Source organism: Buttiauxella izardii (assembly GCF_003601925.1).
Classification (GTDB): Bacteria; Pseudomonadota; Gammaproteobacteria; order Enterobacterales; family Enterobacteriaceae; genus Buttiauxella; species Buttiauxella izardii.
In genome coordinates this window covers 1-15,510 of record NZ_QZWH01000055.1, presented here as the reverse complement: position 1 = coordinate 15,510, position 15,510 = coordinate 1, and the positions used below count along the sequence as shown (strand labels likewise).

The following is a 15,510-nucleotide window of genomic DNA, read 5'->3' as shown; positions in this document are numbered from 1 at the left end:
CATATAACATATCACGGAGATGAATAATCCGTAAACGCAGCGCGGGTAACCGTTTGTACAAATGGGGGGTGGTTTTGTCGGAAGGCGCTAGCGCCTATCCGACCTGGGAAGGGATTTAGTCTTCTGGTGGCAAACAAACACCAATGCCGCCGATGCCGCAATAGCCATACGGGTTTTTATGCAGGTATTGCTGGTGGTCGTCTTCGGCGTAATAGAACGGCCCAGCGTTGGCGATTTCGGTGGTGATTTTGCGATCGTCGCCGGAAATATTCATCGCTTGCTGGAAGCGTTCAACACTGGCGCGGGCTGCGGAATCCTGTTCTGGCGTCAGTGGATAAATCGCGGAGCGGTATTGTGTGCCGGTGTCGCCGCCCTGGCGCATGCCTTGTGCCGGGTCATGATTTTCCCAGAACACATGCAGCAACTCTTCGTAGCTCACGACTTGCGGGTCATAAACCACGCGCACCGCTTCCGTGTGCCCGGTCATGCCGCTACACACTTCATGGTAGGTCGGATTCGGCGTAAAACCTCCGGCGTATCCTGCTGCGGTGCTATAAACCCCCGGTAGTCGCCAGAACAAACGTTCAACGCCCCAGAAACAACCCATCGCAAAATAAGCGATTTCCATGCCATCTGGTACATTTGTCATTGAATGCTCATTAACCGCATGCAGCGTGGCGATTGGCATCGGGGTATTGCGACCAGGCAGGGCTTCAGACTGTGTCACGGGATGGGTTTTCTCAAATAATTTCATCAGTCGTGATCTCCCGATATTGACTAAATTTAACAACAACCGCCATGCGGTTGTAACGAGGCGTGTTATTGCAGACAATAAGTCCTCTGTATGAGACTACAGTACATATAAGAATTATTTGGGTTATTGTGCGATTTTCAACCCCAATTGTTGGGGTTTTGTTAAGCCTAAGGGCGGCTAAACGTTTCCTTCCAGGGGTGGGAACAAGGATATTCAGGAGAAAACGTGCCACGAATCCGTATTATTTGCTCGGCTTGTCTGTGCCTGGTGAGTACGTGGGCCGGAGCTGCCAACGTGCGTTTACAGGTTGATGGGCTAAGCGGCGAACTACAAAAAAACGTTCGCGCTCAGCTTTCTACCATCCAGAGTGATGAAGTGACGCCGGACAGGCGTTTCCGTGCCCGCGTGGACGATGCTATTCGTAATGGTCTGAAAGCGCTCGGCTATTACGAGCCAACGATTGATTTCGACCTGCGTCCACCGCCAGCCAAAGGACGCCAGGTTTTGATCGCCAAAGTCGATCCCGGCCCGCCGGTTTTAATTGGCGGCACCGATGTGATCCTGCGCGGCGGCGCGCGTGATGATAAAGACTACATCGCGCTGCTGGGCGAACGCCCAAAGATCGGCACCATTCTCAATCATCATGATTACGACAGTTTCAAAAAAGATCTCTCCAACATTGCCGTGCGCAAAGGCTATTTCGACAGCGAGTTCACCAAAAGCCAGCTCGGCGTGTCGCTTGAGCGCCGCCAGGCGTTCTGGGATATCGATTACAACAGCGGTGAGCGTTACCGTTTTGGTGCCGTAACGTTTGAAGGCTCGCAAATCCGCGAAGAATACCTGCAAAACCTCGTGCCGTTTAAGCAGGGCGACTATTACCAGTCGAAAGATTTGGCCGAGTTGAACCGTCGTTTGTCAGCCACTGGTTGGTTTAATTCCGTGGTTGTTGCACCAGAATTCGACGAAGCGCGCAAAACCAAAATATTGCCGCTGCACGGTGTGGTTTCACCGCGCACCGAAAACACCATCGAAACCGGTGTGGGTTATTCCACCGACGTTGGGCCACGAGTGAAAGCCTCGTGGAAAAAACCGTGGATGAACTCCTACGGCCACAGCCTGACCAGCAGCATCAGCCTGTCAGCGCCGGAACAGATTTTCGATTTCAGCTACAAAATGCCGCTGCTGAAAAACCCGCTCGAACAATATTATCTGGTGCAGGGCGGCTTTAAAGCCACCGACCTGAACGACACCAAGTCAGACTCCACCACGCTTGCCGTCTCGCGCTACTGGGATTTATCCAGCGGCTGGCAGCACGCTATCAACCTGCGCTGGAGCCTCGACCACTTTACCCAGGCAGACGTCACCAACACCACGATGCTGCTATATCCGGGCGTGAGCCTCAACCGCACCCGTTCACGCGGCGGTTTGATGCCAACCTGGGGCGATTCACAACGCTACTCGATTGACGTTTCTGACACCATGTGGGGTTCCGATGTGGACTTCGCCGTCGTGCAGGCGCAACAAGTCTGGATTCGGACATTGCAGGAAAAAAACCGTTTTGTGGTGCGTGGCAACGTCGGTTGGATTGAAACCAATAACTTCGACAAAGTGCCGCCAGACTTGCGTTTCTTTGCCGGTGGTGACCGCAGTATTCGCGGCTATTCCTACAAATCTATCTCCCCGGAAAACGATAAAGGCGAGCTGACCGGTGCCTCCAAAATGCTGACCGGCTCGCTGGAATATCAGTACAACGTGACCGGGAAATGGTGGGGCGCGGTGTTCGTCGATTCCGGCGAAGCGGTTAACGATATCAAACAGAGCAACTTTAAAACTGGCGCGGGTGTTGGCGTGCGCTGGCAGTCACCCGTTGGGCCAATCAAGCTCGATTTCGCCGTTCCGGTGGCAGATAAAGAAGAGCATGGCGTGCAGTTTTACATCGGTTTGGGGCCTGAACTATGAGTCGTTGGAAGAAGATAAGCCTCGCGGTGTTGGTGTTTGTAGTGCTGCTGATTGGCGCAGTGGGCTTCCTGGTGGGGACAACCACCGGGCTGCACGTCTTATTTAATGCCGCGAACCGTTGGGTGCCTGGCTTAGATATCGCCAGCGTCACCGGTGGCTGGCGCAATCTGACCATCAAAGGTCTGCGCTACGAACAACCGGGCGTGGACGTGCGCGCGGGGGAAGTGAACCTTGCGGTAAAACTCGGTTGCCTGCGCGACAGCAGCCTGTGCGTGAATAATCTCTCGCTCAAAGATATCGACGTGGTTATCGACAGCAAAAAGATGCCGCCGTCGGCTCCTGTTCAAGAAGAAGATACCGGCCCGCTTAATCTCACCACGCCGTACCCGATTACGTTAAGCCGCGTGGCGCTTAATAACGTCAATATCAAGATTGATAACACCACCGTTTCGGTGATGGAATTTACCTCGGGCCTGAACTGGCAAGAGCGCAATTTGACTGTCACGCCGACCAATCTGGAAGGGTTGCTGATAGCGTTGCCGAAAGTCGCCAAAGTGGCGCAAGAACAAGTGGTCGAGCCGAAAATTCAAAACCCGCAACCGGAAGAGTTGCCGCTGGGCGAAACGCTCAAACAGCTATTTGAAAAGCCAGTTTTGCCAGAAATGACCGATGTGCATCTACCGCTGAACCTGAATATTCAGGAGTTCCGGGGATCGGCATTGCGCCTGACGGGCGACACCGATTTGCTGGTCAGCAGCCTGTTGCTGAAAGTCAGCAGTATCGACGGTTCTCTGAAGCTTGATGCGCTGGATGTCGATTCTTCTCAAGGCATCGTCAACGCCACGGGCAGCGCGGAACTGCGCGACAAATGGCCGGTCGATCTCACCTTAAACACCACGCTCAATATCGACCCGATTAAAGGCGAAAAGGTGAAGATGAAAATCGGCGGCGAGCTGCGCGATGTGCTGAAAGTCGGCATGAATCTCTCCGGCCCGGTGGATATGGAACTCACCGCCCATACGCAGCTTGCCGAAGCCGGTTTGCCGCTCAATCTCGAAGTGGTCAGCAAACAGCTTTACTGGCCGTTTACCGGCAAAAAAGAATATCAGGCCGATAACCTCAAGCTGAAATTCAGCGGCAAAATGACCGACTACACGCTGTCATTCCGCACCGATGTGAAGGGCGAGCAAATCCCGCCCGCCACCATCACGCTGGACAGTAAAGGCAACGAACAGCAGCTCAATCTCGATAAACTGCGCATCGCCGCCTTGCAGGGCAACACCGACCTGAAAGCGGTGCTCGACTGGAGCAAAGCGATTAGCTGGCGCGGCGAGCTGAAACTCGACGATATCAACACCGCGAAGCAGTTCCCGGACTGGCCTGCCAAACTCGACGGCCTGGTGAAAACCAGCGGCAGTTTGTACGGCGGCTCCTGGCAGGTGGATGTTTCTGAGCTGAAACTGGCGGGTAACGTCAAAAATAACAAAGTGAATGTCGCCGGGAAACTCAACGGCAACAGCTACATGCAGTGGAAAATCCCTGGCCTGCACCTTGAACTGGGGCGCAACAGTGCGGATGTGAAAGGCGAACTCGGCCAGAAAGATTTGGCACTGGATGCCACCATTGATGCGCCAAATCTCGACAACGCGTTACCGGGTTTAGGTGGCACCGCGAAAGGCACGATTAAAGTGCGCGGCGAGGTGAAAGCGCCGCAGCTACTGGCGGATCTCACCGCTAACAACCTGCGCTGGCAGGAACTTTCCATTGCCCGCGTGTTGTTGAAAGGGGACGTGAAATCCACCGATCAAATCGCCGGGAACCTGGACTTGCGCGTTGAGCGGATTTCCCAGCCGGGTGTGGATCTTAGTCTTGTGACGCTTGCCGCAAAAGGCTCTGAAAAACAGCATCAACTGCAACTGCGCATTCAGGGCGAGCCGGTTTCCGGGCAGCTTGATTTAAGCGGCAGCTTTGACCGCGCAGAAGAACGCTGGCGCGGCAATCTCAGCAATACACGCTTTGAAACGCCGGTTGGGCCGTGGTCGCTCAACCGCGCACTGGCGCTCGATTACCGCAACAAAGAGCAGAAAATCAATATTGGCGCGCATTGCTGGACGAACCCGAATGCCGAACTTTGCGTGCCACAGCCGATTGATGCGGGCGCAAAAGGGCGGGCGTTGGTCAATCTGAACCGTTTTGATTTGGCGATGCTCAAACCGTTTATGCCAGCGGATACGCAGGCGGTGGGAACGTTCAGTGGGCGTGCGGATGTCAGCTGGGATGCGGAATCCGAAGGCTTGCCGCAAGGCTCCGTTACGCTCACGGGCAACGGCGTGAAAGTCACGCAAATGGTGAACGACAGCCCGCTACTGGTGGCGTTCGACACGCTCAATCTCAATGCTGAACTTAAAAACAACCAGGCGAAACTGGGCTGGTTGATTCGTGTTGCGCAGAACGGCCAGTTCGACGGCCAGGTGCAAATCACCGATCCACAAAACCGCCGCAACCTGGCCGGTAATGTGAATATGCGCAACTTTGATTTGGCTATCGCCAACGCGGTATTTGCGCGTGGGGAAAAAGCCGCCGGGAAGCTTAACGCCAACTTGCGGCTAGCGGGCAATGCAGAAAGACCGCAAATATTCGGTCAGTTGCAGCTTAACGGCATAGATATTGACGGCAACTTTATGCCGTTTGATATGCAGCCAAGCCAGGTCGCCATGAACTTTAACGGCATGAATTCCACGCTTGCTGGAACCGTGCGCACGAAACAGGGTGATATTGCGCTGAGCGGTGATGCGGACTGGGCGCAACTCGACAACTGGCGCGCGCGCGTGGCGGCGAAGGGCAACAAGGTACGCATTACCGTGCCACCGATGGTGCGCCTTGATGTGTCGCCGGACGTTGAGTTTGTCGCTACACCAAGCTTGTTCACGTTGGATGGCAGCGTCGATATTCCGTGGGCGCGCATTGTGGTGCATGAAGTGCCGGAAAGTTCGGTCGGCGTTTCCAGCGATGAAGTGATGTTGGATAAAGACCTGAAGCCGGTTAAGCCGCAAACGGCGGGCATTCCAATCAACAGTAATCTCGTGATTCACGTTGGCAACAATGTGCGTCTGGATGCGTTCGGCCTGAAAGCGCGTTTAAGCGGCGATTTGAAAATGGTGCAGGATCGCCAGGGCTTAGGTCTTAACGGGCAAATCAATATTCCGGAAGGGCGCTTCCACGCTTACGGCCAGGATCTGATTGTGCGCAAAGGCGAGCTGTTATTCTCCGGCCCACCGGACCAACCTTTGCTGAATATCGAAGCGATACGTAACCCGGAAGCGACAGAAAACGACGTTATTGCCGGTGTTCGCGTCACTGGATCGGCCGATGAACCAAAAGCTGAGATATTTTCAGACCCAGCCATGTCTCAGCAGGAAGCCTTGTCCTACCTGCTTCGCGGGCAAGGTTTAGACAATTCTGGCGACGATGGCAACGCCATGACGTCAATGCTTGTTGGCCTGGGGGTTGCACAAAGTGGTCAGGTTGTGGGTAAAATCGGCGAGACGTTTGGCGTAAGCAATCTGGCGCTTGATACCGCAGGGGTGGGGGATTCCTCACAAGTGGTAGTAAGTGGCTATGTACTGCCAGGTCTCCAGGTGAAATATGGCGTGGGAATTTTTGACTCATTGGCGACACTAACACTGCGTTATCGCCTGATGCCTAAGCTATATCTGGAAGCGGTGTCTGGTATCGATCAGGCACTTGATCTGCTTTATCAGTTTGAGTTTTAGCAATGCGAATATTTGTTTACGGCAGTTTAAGACGCAAGCAAGGTAACAGCCACTGGATGACAAACGCCCAGTGGCTCGGGGAGCATCACGTCGAAAACTACGCTTTGTACAGCCTCGGCCATTATCCGGGCGTCGTCCAGGGTGAAGGTTCCGTGGTCGGTGAAGTGTATCGAATTGATGCGTCCACACTCTCTGAGCTGGATGCTCTGCGCACCAAAGGCGGGGAATACAAACGCCAGCTCATTCAAACCCCATACGGCAGTGCGTGGATGTACGTTTACCAAAGGCCGGTAGACGGCTTAACCCGCATCGAAAGCGGGGACTGGCTGGATAAAGACCAGTACTAGTTCATTCCCCAAACGGCCACTCATTCGAGTGGCCGTTTCTCTTTGCGAGGGCTCTCGCATCTTTTTGTCTGTTCTCACCGCGGTTTCTTATTTTTTGGAAATTACATTCCAGATTTCACGTTCGGTCATTTTCCGCACTGGTATCTATTTCTTACCAGGACTATAACGGTGGCTGTTTAAGGTGAGAAATTAAACCTGATGGCTTAATAAGTATTCTTATAGTTTCCAGAAAAACAGAGGAACCACGTAAATATGGATATTCCAGGGACTGCTATCGGCAAATCTGAACCGCAGGTGAAGCGAAATGCGCAGAGAGAAAGTGGCAGAACAGAACCCGCTCCAAGGCGTTACACCCTTGATGAGTTATTGGCGCAATGTGACATGAATGCCCCGGTGGTGACTGAAGAAGAGGTTTGGGGGAATTTGCGTCCGGTGGGTAAAGAAATATGGTGACTCGTAAAGGATTTGAGCGTGGGGATATCATCCTCATGAGTTTTGAACCCGCCATAGGCCACGAACAGCAGGGAGCGAATCGACCCGCCCTGGTTTTATCGACAAGAGCCTTTAACCGCTGTGGTCTGGCATTGGTTGCTCCGATTTCTCAGGGCGGAAGCTTTGCCAGAATGGCAGGTTTTGCCGTATCACTGAGCGGAAGTGGCACGGATATTAGCGGGGTTGTGTTGGTCAATCATGTGAAGTCTCTCGATTTGATATCACGAGGCGCACGTAAAATTGAGGTTGCGCCAGTTGAAATAATCGAAGAAACGTTGATGCGTCTTCAGGCTATTGCGGCATAAAAAAACACCGCCAATTGGCGGTGTTTTCACAAGCATTCAGCGAGGCGAGAATTACTTCTTAGCGCGCTCGAAGGAGGCGATGATTTCAGCTTTCGCTGCTGCTGCGTCGTCCCAGCCTTCAACTTTAACCCATTTGCCTTTTTCGAGCGCTTTGTACTGCTCGAAGAAGTGGGAGATCTGCGCTTTCAGCAGTTCTGGCAGGTCGTTCACATCTTTGATGTGATCGTATTCTTTGCTCAGTTTGGTGTGCGGAACCGCAACCAGCTTGGCATCTTCGCCCGCTTCGTCAGTCATTTTCAGCACGCCAACTGGACGGCAACGAATCACAGAACCAGGTTGCAGTGGGTATGGAGTTGGAACCAGAACGTCAACCGGGTCACCGTCTAAAGACAGGGTGTGGTTGATGTAGCCGTAGTTGCACGGATAGAACATTGCGGTGGACATGAAACGGTCAACGAACAGCGCGCCGGTGTCTTTATCAATTTCATATTTGATAGGGTCAGCGTTTGCTGGGATTTCGATAACAACGTAGATGTCTTCTGGCAGATCTTTGCCCGCAGGGACGTTGAGTAAGCTCATGTCTTTTTCCTTTAAACTGGTGTCATTCAAGTGCCCGGTATTATAGCTAACTCGATTTAAATGTCTCCGCCTCTTTTTGCCCCCGTCTTTGCCCCAACGCCCTTTTCAGAGCCCTCCGACAACGGGAAAATCCATAAACATAGCCGTTTCCTTTATAAGGATGTGTAAGCGGTTACAAAGATGCTAGTGAGTTGTTTGAATTGTGATGTAACTCATTTTGTTACCTCACACGTCGTCTATAGTTTTTTCGAAGGTCAGAAATTACCCAACAATAAACCTACGAGGATGTACCTATGTGGAAGCGCTTACTTTTGGTCTCTGCTGTCTCCGCCGCTATGTCGTCTATGGCGATAGCGGCTCCGTTAACGGTCGGATTTTCGCAAGTAGGATCTGAATCCGGCTGGCGTGCGGCAGAAACGTCGGTTGCAAAGAGCGAAGCTCAGAAACGTGGCATCACGCTGAAAATCGCTGATGGACAACAAAAACAAGAAAACCAGATTAAAGCAGTCCGTTCATTTATCGCCCAGGGCGTAGACGCAATCTTCATCGCGCCAATCGTCGCCACGGGTTGGGAGCCTGTATTACAAGAAGCAAAAGAGGCAAAAATCCCGGTATTCCTGCTCGACCGTAATATCGATGTGAAAGACAAATCGCTGTACATGACGGTGGTGACCGCCAACAACGTGCTGGAAGGTCAGTTGATTGGCGAGTGGCTGCTCAAAGAGCTGAACGGCAAACAATGTAATGTCGTTGAGCTGCAAGGCACCGTGGGCGCGAGCGTGGCAATCGACCGTAAGAAAGGCTTTGCCGATGCGATTTCCAAAGCGTCTAACGTGAAAATCATTCGTTCCCAGTCTGGCGACTTTACCCGCAGCAAAGGGAAAGAAGTCATGGAGAGCTTCATCAAAGCCGAGAACAACGGCAAAAATATCTGCATGGTTTACGCGCATAACGATGACATGGTGATCGGGGCCATTCAGGCCATCAAAGAAGCGGGCCTGAAACCAGGCAAAGACATCCTGACCGGTTCTATCGACGGCGTGCCGGATATCTATAAAGCAATGATCGATGGCGAAGCGAACGCCAGCGTAGAGCTGACGCCAAACATGGCAGGCCCGGCATTTGACGCGCTCGAGAAGTTCAAGAAAGACGGCACCATGCCGGAAAAAGTGACTATTACTAAATCAACGTTGTATCTCCCGGATACCGCAAAAGAAGAGCTCGAGAAGAAAAAATCGATGGGCTACTAAGGTGTAAACCACCCTCACCCTAACCCTCTCCCTGAGGGAGAGGGGACTGGATCAGTTTTCTCCCTCTCCTGAGGGAGAGGGGATTGGATCGAGAGTGGTGTTGATTTTGTTTTCCCCCTCTCCCTCAGGGAGAGGGCCGGGGTGAGGGTGATTTAATGAACACAAACAATCAGGAAATTCTGCGCACGGAAGGCTTAACCAAACATTTCCCCGGGGTCAAAGCGCTCGATAAAGTGGATTTCAGCCTCAATCGCGGCGAAATCATGGCGCTGCTCGGTGAAAACGGCGCGGGTAAATCCACGCTTATCAAAGCGCTAACCGGAGTTTATCAACGCGATAGCGGCAACATTTACCTTGAAGGTGAATTGATCTCACCGAAAAACACCGCTCATGCGCAACAGCTTGGCATCGGCACCGTCTACCAGGAAGTGAACCTGCTGCCAAATATGTCGGTGGCGGATAACCTGTTTATTGGCCGCGAGCCGCGCCGCTTTGGGTTTTTACAACGCAAAGAGATGGAAAAGCGGGCCACGCGCCTGATGGAATCCTACGGTTTCTCACTGGATGTCGCCGAGCCGCTCAACCGCTATTCCGTGGCGATGCAGCAAATCGTCGCTATTTGCCGGGCGATCGATCTCTCCGCCAAAGTACTGATCCTCGACGAACCCACCGCCAGCCTCGACACCAAAGAAGTCGAAATGCTGTTCACCCTGATGCGCCAGTTGCGCGACCAGGGCGTCAGCCTGATTTTCGTCACTCACTTTCTCGATCAGGTTTACGAAGTCACCGATCGCATCACCGTGCTGCGTAACGGCATGTTCGTCGGCACGCGGGCAACTAAAGATCTGCCGCAGATCGAACTGGTGAAAATGATGCTCGGGCGCGAACTGGAATCCAACGCGCTGAACCGCGCAGGCCGCACCTTACTGAGCGACAAACCGGTCGCCGCGTTTAAAGATTTCGGCAAGAAAGGGGTGATCAATCCGTTTGATTTAGAAGTTCGCCCAGGTGAGATCGTTGGCCTGGCGGGTTTGTTAGGATCGGGCCGAACCGAAACCGCCGAAGTCATTTTTGGGATCAAGCCCGCAGACAGCGGTAATGCGTGGATCAAAGGCAAACCGCAAAACTTACGATCGCCACACAAAGCCTCGTCGCTGGGCATCGGTTTTTGCCCGGAAGATCGCAAAACCGACGGCATTATTGCCGCCGCCTCGGTGCGCGAAAACATCATTCTGGCGTTGCAGGCCCAGCGCGGCTGGCTGCGCCCGATCCCGAAACGGGAGCAATACCAGATAGCCGAACGCTTTATCCGCCAGTTGGGGATTCGCACGCCTGGCCCGGATCAACCGATTGAATTTCTCTCCGGCGGCAATCAGCAAAAAGTGCTGCTCTCACGCTGGCTGCTGACCAAACCGCAGTTCCTGATCCTCGACGAACCGACGCGTGGCATCGACGTCGGCGCACACGCAGAAATCATCCGTCTGATCGAAACACTCTGCGCCGATGGCCTGGCGCTGCTGGTTATCTCTTCCGAACTGGAGGAGCTGGTGGGTTATGCGGATCGCGTGATCATCATGCGCGACCGGCAACAAGTGGCGGAGATCCCGCTCGACGAGCTTTCCGTATCGGCAATTATGAATGCCATTGCGGCATAAAGGAGTAAAACGTGATGTCTCGTTCATTGCCGCAAGTGGATGCCGAAAAGCCGAAGCGAAGTTTTCGCTGGCCGCCGGGTATTCCGCAGTTAGTCGCGCTGGTGCTGGTGCTGTTGGTCGACAGCCTGGTCGCCAACCATTTCTTCGATATCGTAGTGCAAAACGGGCGGCTGTTCGGCAGCCCAATAGACATTCTTAACCGTGCGGCACCGGTCGCATTATTGGCGATTGGTATGACGCTGGTGATCGCAACCGGCGGCATCGATCTTTCCGTGGGTGCGGTGATGGCGATTGCCGGAGCCACGGCGGCAACGCTCACCGTTGACGGCCACAGCCTGACGGTGGTGATCCTGGCCTCGCTGGGCGTCGGTGTGCTGGCGGGTTTGTGGAACGGGATTCTGGTCGCCATCCTGAAAATTCAGCCGTTTGTTGCCACGCTGATTCTGATGGTCGCCGGGCGCGGCGTGGCGCAGTTGATTACCGCCGGGCAAATCGTCACGTTCAACTCGCCAAACCTCTCGTATCTTGGCAGCGGTTCGCTGTTCTTCTTCCCGACGCCCGTGATTATCGTGCTGGCAACGCTGCTGATTTTCTGGCTGTTTACCCGCAAAACCGCGCTGGGCCTGTTTATTGAATCCGTGGGGATTAACATTCGCGCGGCGAAAAATGCCGGGGTAAATACGCGCATTGTCGTGATGCTAACTTACGTATTAAGTGGCCTGTGTGCAGCGATTGCCGGGATTATTGTCGCTGCCGACATTCGCGGCGCGGATGCTAATAACGCCGGATTGTGGCTGGAACTGGACGCCATTCTGGCGGTGGTGATCGGTGGCGGCTCGCTGATGGGTGGGCGCTTTAACATCGCGCTTTCGGTGATTGGCGCGCTGATTATCCAGGGGATGAACACCGGTATTTTGCTCTCCGGCTTCCCGCCTGAGCTCAACCAGGTGGTGAAAGCGGTGGTCGTGATGTGCGTGCTGATCGTTCAGTCGCCGCGTTTTATTGCTCTGCTCAAAGGACTCCGTCGCCATGATCAAACGTAACTTACCGTTGATGATTACCCTGGCGGTGTTTGTGCTGGGATATCTGTACTGCCTGACGCAATTCCCCGGTTTTGCGTCCACGCGAGTGATTTGCAACATTCTGACTGATAACGCATTTCTCGGGATCATCGCCGTCGGCATGACTTTTGTGATCCTCTCCGGTGGCATCGATCTTTCCGTCGGCTCGGTGATCGCGTTTACTGGGGTATTCCTCGCAAAAGCGATTGGTTTCTGGGGGCTTTCGCCGCTGGTGGCCTTCCCGCTGGTGCTGGTGATGGGCTGCGCGTTCGGCGCATTTATGGGGTTGCTTATCGATGCGCTAAAAATCCCGGCGTTTATTATCACGCTGGCGGGCATGTTCTTCCTGCGAGGGGTGAGTTATCTGGTGTCGGAAGAGTCGATTCCGATTGATCACCCGATTTACGATACGCTTTCCAATCTGGCCTGGCGCATTCCTGGTGGCGGGCGGTTAAGTGCGATGGGCTTGTTGATGTTAGCCGTGGTGGTGATCGGGATTTTCCTCGCGCACCGCACCCGCTTTGGCAACCAGGTTTACGCGATTGGCGGCAATGCCACTTCCGCAAACCTGATGGGGATTTCCACGCGCAGCACCACAGTGCGTATTTACATGCTTTCCACCGGGCTTGCGACACTCGCCGGAATCGTCTTTTCGCTATATACCTCAGCGGGTTACGCGCTGGCGGGAATGGGTGTTGAGCTGGATGCGATTGCCTCCGTCGTTATCGGCGGCACGCTGTTAAGCGGAGGAGTTGGAACGGTGCTCGGCACGCTCTTTGGTGTGGCGATTCAGGGACTTATCCAGACCTACATTAACTTTGACGGCACGCTTAGTTCCTGGTGGACGAAAATCGCTATCGGCATTTTGCTGTTCATTTTCATCGCCCTGCAACGCGGTCTGACGGTGCTGTGGGAAAACCGCCAAAGCTCGCCAGTGAAGCGCATTAACGTAACGCCCGGTCAAAGCTGAACCGCTTTGCCTAATGTTTACCCGGTGACGGTCGATAACATCTCCATCGTTTCTATCGTTTTGTCACCGGGAAAAGAGCATGTTGAAAAATTTGTCTATTCGCACGGGGCTGCTGACGCTGTTGGCAGTGATGACCTTCCTGTTGTTATTTGTCAGCGGCATGGGCATTTACGCTCTGCAACAAAGCTCCACTTCACTCCAGAAAATCAATAGCCTACAGGGCGAGCAGATGGTGCGCTTGTCGGATGGCTATGTCTCTTTGCTGCGTGCGCGTAATGGTGCCGGGCAGGCGGTTCGGCAGATGGAAATCGGCCTGCTGGATGATGCCACTAAATCGACGGATTACGTCGCCAGTGACGTCACGGCCGCGCAGCAACAACTCAAAGAATTTATCGACAGCGGCGTCGGCGACGAAGAAGGCAATCGCCTGATTCAAAACTTATCGCAGAGTTATGCGGACTACCTCGCAAAAGGTATCAACCCGATGCTCGCCGCTCTGACCAAACAAAGCCCCGATGATTACTACGACCTGCTTGAGCACACGCTGATCCCGTTGTCGCAAAAGTTTGATACCGACGTGGAGATTTTCAAACAGTGGGGCGAGCAGCGCGGCAACAGCGAAGTGGCGGCAGTGCAACTGCACAAAACCATCGTGCTGACGCTGATTATTATTGCGGCCTTGCTCACCGCCGGGATCATCGTGCTGGTGTGGCTGGCGCTGCGCCATTTACTGCTTAAGCCGTTGAACCAGTCGATTGAGCAACTGGAATTTGTCGCCAAAGGGGATTTAACGCAGCCACTTCCTGCGGCGGGAAATAATGAATTTGGTCGTCTTGCAGCGGCGATTACCGTGATGCGCGACTCCCTGATGGAATCGGTCAGCCGCGTGCGCGACGCCAGTTCGCAAATCGACACCGGCAGCCGTGAACTGGCGGCGGGCAACCAGAATCTTGCGCAACGTACTGAATCCACAGCGACTTCTCTGGAGCAAACCGCTGCCAGCATGGAGCAAATTACCGCGACGGTGAAACAGAACGCCGACAACGCCGAGCAGGCGCATAAGCTGGCGAAAGACGTTTCTGATACCGCCGATCGCGGCAGCGAAATGGTCTGCTATGTGATTGAAAAAATGCGCGATATCTCCAGTAGTTCGGATCGCATCGCCGACATCCTCAGCGTTATCGATGGCATCGCTTTCCAGACCAATATCCTGGCGCTGAACGCCTCGGTAGAAGCGGCGCGAGCCGGTGAACAAGGGCGCGGATTTGCGGTGGTAGCGGGAGAAGTTCGCACGCTCGCCAGCCGCAGCGCCGACGCCGCCAAAGAGATCCGCACATTAATTTCAGACTCGCAAAACCACGTCGGCGAAGGCCGTGAACTGGCGCAGCAAGCCGGTGAAACGATGGATGAAATCGCCGAGGAAGTGATGCGCATGACGCGGCTGGTCAGTGAAATCGCTAACGCATCGAACGAGCAAAGTTACGGTATCGAGCAGGTAAATATCGCGGTCAGCCAGATGGACGAAGCGGCGCAGCAAAATGCGGCATTGGTTCAGGAATCAACAGCGGCCACGCGTTCCCTTGAAGAGCAATCGCAGCATTTAGTCGCAGCGATGGCGACGTTTCGGTGTTAATTCCGTAAATCCATCCTCACCCCGCCCCGCCCCGCCCCTCTCCTTGAAGGAGAGGGAGAGCAAAAGTAGGCCGGATAAGCGAAGCGTCATCCGGCAGTTCTTATCCTGAATTCCTCATCCACCTTGTACGCTTTCCTATTTCTGGTTTTGTGACATTCGTCGCAGTCACTCCCTCGTTCCCAATTTATCTTTCACATCTAATATATTGTTGATTTTATTATATTTATACGCGTGATGGTTGTGCTTCAACCATACGTTCTGGTCAATAACTCCACGGACAGGAAAGGACTTCCATCATGGCTTCAGATGGCACACGCTTTATCTTCACCGCTGGCCGGACTCCGGCTGAAACCTTCGCTGTGGTGGGCTTTACCCTTAAGCAGTCCCTTTCTTCTCTGTTTCGTCTGGATATCACCGTCGCCTGTAACGACCCGGCGATTGGCTTTAAACAGGTACTCGACGAAATGGCCACCCTCACCATCTGGCAGGGGGAAACCCTTCAGCGCCGGGTGTGCGGCATTGTGACCTTCTGCGAACAGGGCGACACCGGCAAACACCAGACGCTGTACACCATGACCGTCCACCCCGAGTTCTGGCGCAGTTCACAACGTCAGAACTGCCGCAGCTTTCAGAACTACGACATCGCGTACATTTTTGCGAAGCTGCTTAAAGAAATGGATATCCGCACCCAGACACGCTGTTCCGCCGCCCGCATCCTGAGCGTGAGTTCTG

13 protein-coding genes are annotated in these 15,510 nt (G+C 53.9%); 11 read left to right on the top strand and 2 right to left on the bottom strand.

All coding sequences use genetic code 11. From position 1 onward, the window contains the following. Window positions 1–115: 115 nt before the first annotated feature. Window positions 116–754: a peptide-methionine (S)-S-oxide reductase MsrA gene (msrA, locus tag D6029_RS19745; protein ID WP_120066399.1), complete on the bottom strand. Its 639-nt coding sequence runs from the start codon at window positions 752–754 to the stop codon at window positions 116–118. A gap of 225 nt (window positions 755–979) precedes the next feature. Between msrA and tamA the strand changes: the two genes are divergently transcribed. From tamA to D6029_RS19720, 5 genes are all read left to right on the top strand, one after another. Then, a complete protein-coding gene (gene tamA / locus D6029_RS19740; protein WP_120066398.1) occupies window positions 980–2,713 on the top strand; it encodes an autotransporter assembly complex protein TamA in 1,734 nt (577 codons plus the stop codon). Continuing rightward, complete coding sequence (gene tamB / locus D6029_RS19735; RefSeq protein WP_120066397.1) at window positions 2,710–6,486, top strand: autotransporter assembly complex protein TamB; 3,777 nt, start codon at window positions 2,710–2,712, stop codon at window positions 6,484–6,486. Before tamA ends, tamB begins: the two co-directional genes overlap by 4 nt. 2 nt (window positions 6,487–6,488) lie before the next feature. Continuing rightward, entirely contained in the window at window positions 6,489–6,833 is a 345-nt protein-coding gene (locus tag D6029_RS19730; protein ID WP_120066396.1) for a gamma-glutamylcyclotransferase family protein, read from the top strand. A gap of 252 nt (window positions 6,834–7,085) precedes the next feature. Further along, window positions 7,086–7,286 (top strand): AbrB/MazE/SpoVT family DNA-binding domain-containing protein, encoded by a 201-nt coding sequence (locus tag D6029_RS22775; RefSeq protein WP_120066395.1) that lies wholly within the window; start codon window positions 7,086–7,088, stop codon window positions 7,284–7,286. After that, the gene (locus D6029_RS19720; RefSeq protein WP_120066394.1) at window positions 7,280–7,630 is read left to right on the top strand and encodes a type II toxin-antitoxin system ChpB family toxin; all 351 of its coding nucleotides are present in this window, start codon (window positions 7,280–7,282) and stop codon (window positions 7,628–7,630) included. Before D6029_RS22775 ends, D6029_RS19720 begins: the two co-directional genes overlap by 7 nt. Window positions 7,631–7,681: 51 nt before the next feature. Here D6029_RS19720 and ppa read toward each other — a convergent pair whose 3' ends face one another. After that, window positions 7,682–8,209: an inorganic diphosphatase gene (gene ppa, locus D6029_RS19715; RefSeq protein WP_120066393.1), complete on the bottom strand. Its 528-nt coding sequence runs from the start codon at window positions 8,207–8,209 to the stop codon at window positions 7,682–7,684. Between the two features lie 293 nt (window positions 8,210–8,502). Here ppa and ytfQ point away from each other — a divergent pair, with 293 nt between their 5' ends. The 6 genes from ytfQ to D6029_RS19685 form a co-directional block, all read left to right on the top strand. After that, window positions 8,503–9,459: a galactofuranose ABC transporter, galactofuranose-binding protein YtfQ gene (gene ytfQ, locus D6029_RS19710; RefSeq protein ID WP_034461239.1), complete on the top strand. Its 957-nt coding sequence runs from the start codon at window positions 8,503–8,505 to the stop codon at window positions 9,457–9,459. A gap of 155 nt (window positions 9,460–9,614) precedes the next feature. Next, window positions 9,615–11,114 carry a galactofuranose ABC transporter, ATP-binding protein YtfR gene (ytfR, locus tag D6029_RS19705; protein WP_120066392.1) on the top strand — a complete coding sequence of 500 codons (1,500 nt, stop codon included), beginning with the start codon at window positions 9,615–9,617 and terminating at the stop codon, window positions 11,112–11,114. An 11-nt stretch (window positions 11,115–11,125) separates the two neighbouring features. Continuing rightward, the gene (gene ytfT / locus D6029_RS19700) at window positions 11,126–12,157 is read left to right on the top strand and encodes a galactofuranose ABC transporter, ATP-binding protein YtfT (RefSeq protein WP_120066391.1); all 1,032 of its coding nucleotides are present in this window, start codon (window positions 11,126–11,128) and stop codon (window positions 12,155–12,157) included. Continuing rightward, a complete protein-coding gene (gene yjfF / locus D6029_RS19695) occupies window positions 12,144–13,145 on the top strand; it encodes a galactofuranose ABC transporter, permease protein YjfF (protein WP_120066390.1) in 1,002 nt (333 codons plus the stop codon). Before ytfT ends, yjfF begins: the two co-directional genes overlap by 14 nt. Before the next feature lie 79 nt (window positions 13,146–13,224). Further along, the gene (locus D6029_RS19690; protein WP_120066389.1) at window positions 13,225–14,778 is read left to right on the top strand and encodes a methyl-accepting chemotaxis protein; all 1,554 of its coding nucleotides are present in this window, start codon (window positions 13,225–13,227) and stop codon (window positions 14,776–14,778) included. A gap of 296 nt (window positions 14,779–15,074) precedes the next feature. Beyond that, on the top strand, window positions 15,075–15,510 hold a 436-nt coding region (locus D6029_RS19685; RefSeq protein WP_244212432.1), incomplete at its 3' end, for a contractile injection system protein, VgrG/Pvc8 family.

Bases quoted from the DNA above. Each gene is read 5' to 3' on its own strand.
- msrA (WP_120066399.1), bottom strand. From the start codon at position 754: ATGAAATTATTTGAGAAAACCCATCCCGTGACACAGTCTGAAGCCCTG.
- tamB (WP_120066397.1), top strand. From the start codon at position 2,710: ATGAGTCGTTGGAAGAAGATAAGCCTCGCGGTGTTGGTGTTTGTAGTG.
- D6029_RS19730 (WP_120066396.1), top strand. From the start codon at position 6,489: ATGCGAATATTTGTTTACGGCAGTTTAAGACGCAAGCAAGGTAACAGC.
- D6029_RS22775 (WP_120066395.1), top strand. From the start codon at position 7,086: ATGGATATTCCAGGGACTGCTATCGGCAAATCTGAACCGCAGGTGAAG.
- D6029_RS19720 (WP_120066394.1), top strand. From the start codon at position 7,280: ATGGTGACTCGTAAAGGATTTGAGCGTGGGGATATCATCCTCATGAGT.
- ppa (WP_120066393.1), bottom strand. From the start codon at position 8,209: ATGAGCTTACTCAACGTCCCTGCGGGCAAAGATCTGCCAGAAGACATC.
- ytfQ (WP_034461239.1), top strand. From the start codon at position 8,503: ATGTGGAAGCGCTTACTTTTGGTCTCTGCTGTCTCCGCCGCTATGTCG.
- ytfR (WP_120066392.1), top strand. From the start codon at position 9,615: ATGAACACAAACAATCAGGAAATTCTGCGCACGGAAGGCTTAACCAAA.
- yjfF (WP_120066390.1), top strand. From the start codon at position 12,144: ATGATCAAACGTAACTTACCGTTGATGATTACCCTGGCGGTGTTTGTG.
- D6029_RS19690 (WP_120066389.1), top strand. From the start codon at position 13,225: ATGTTGAAAAATTTGTCTATTCGCACGGGGCTGCTGACGCTGTTGGCA.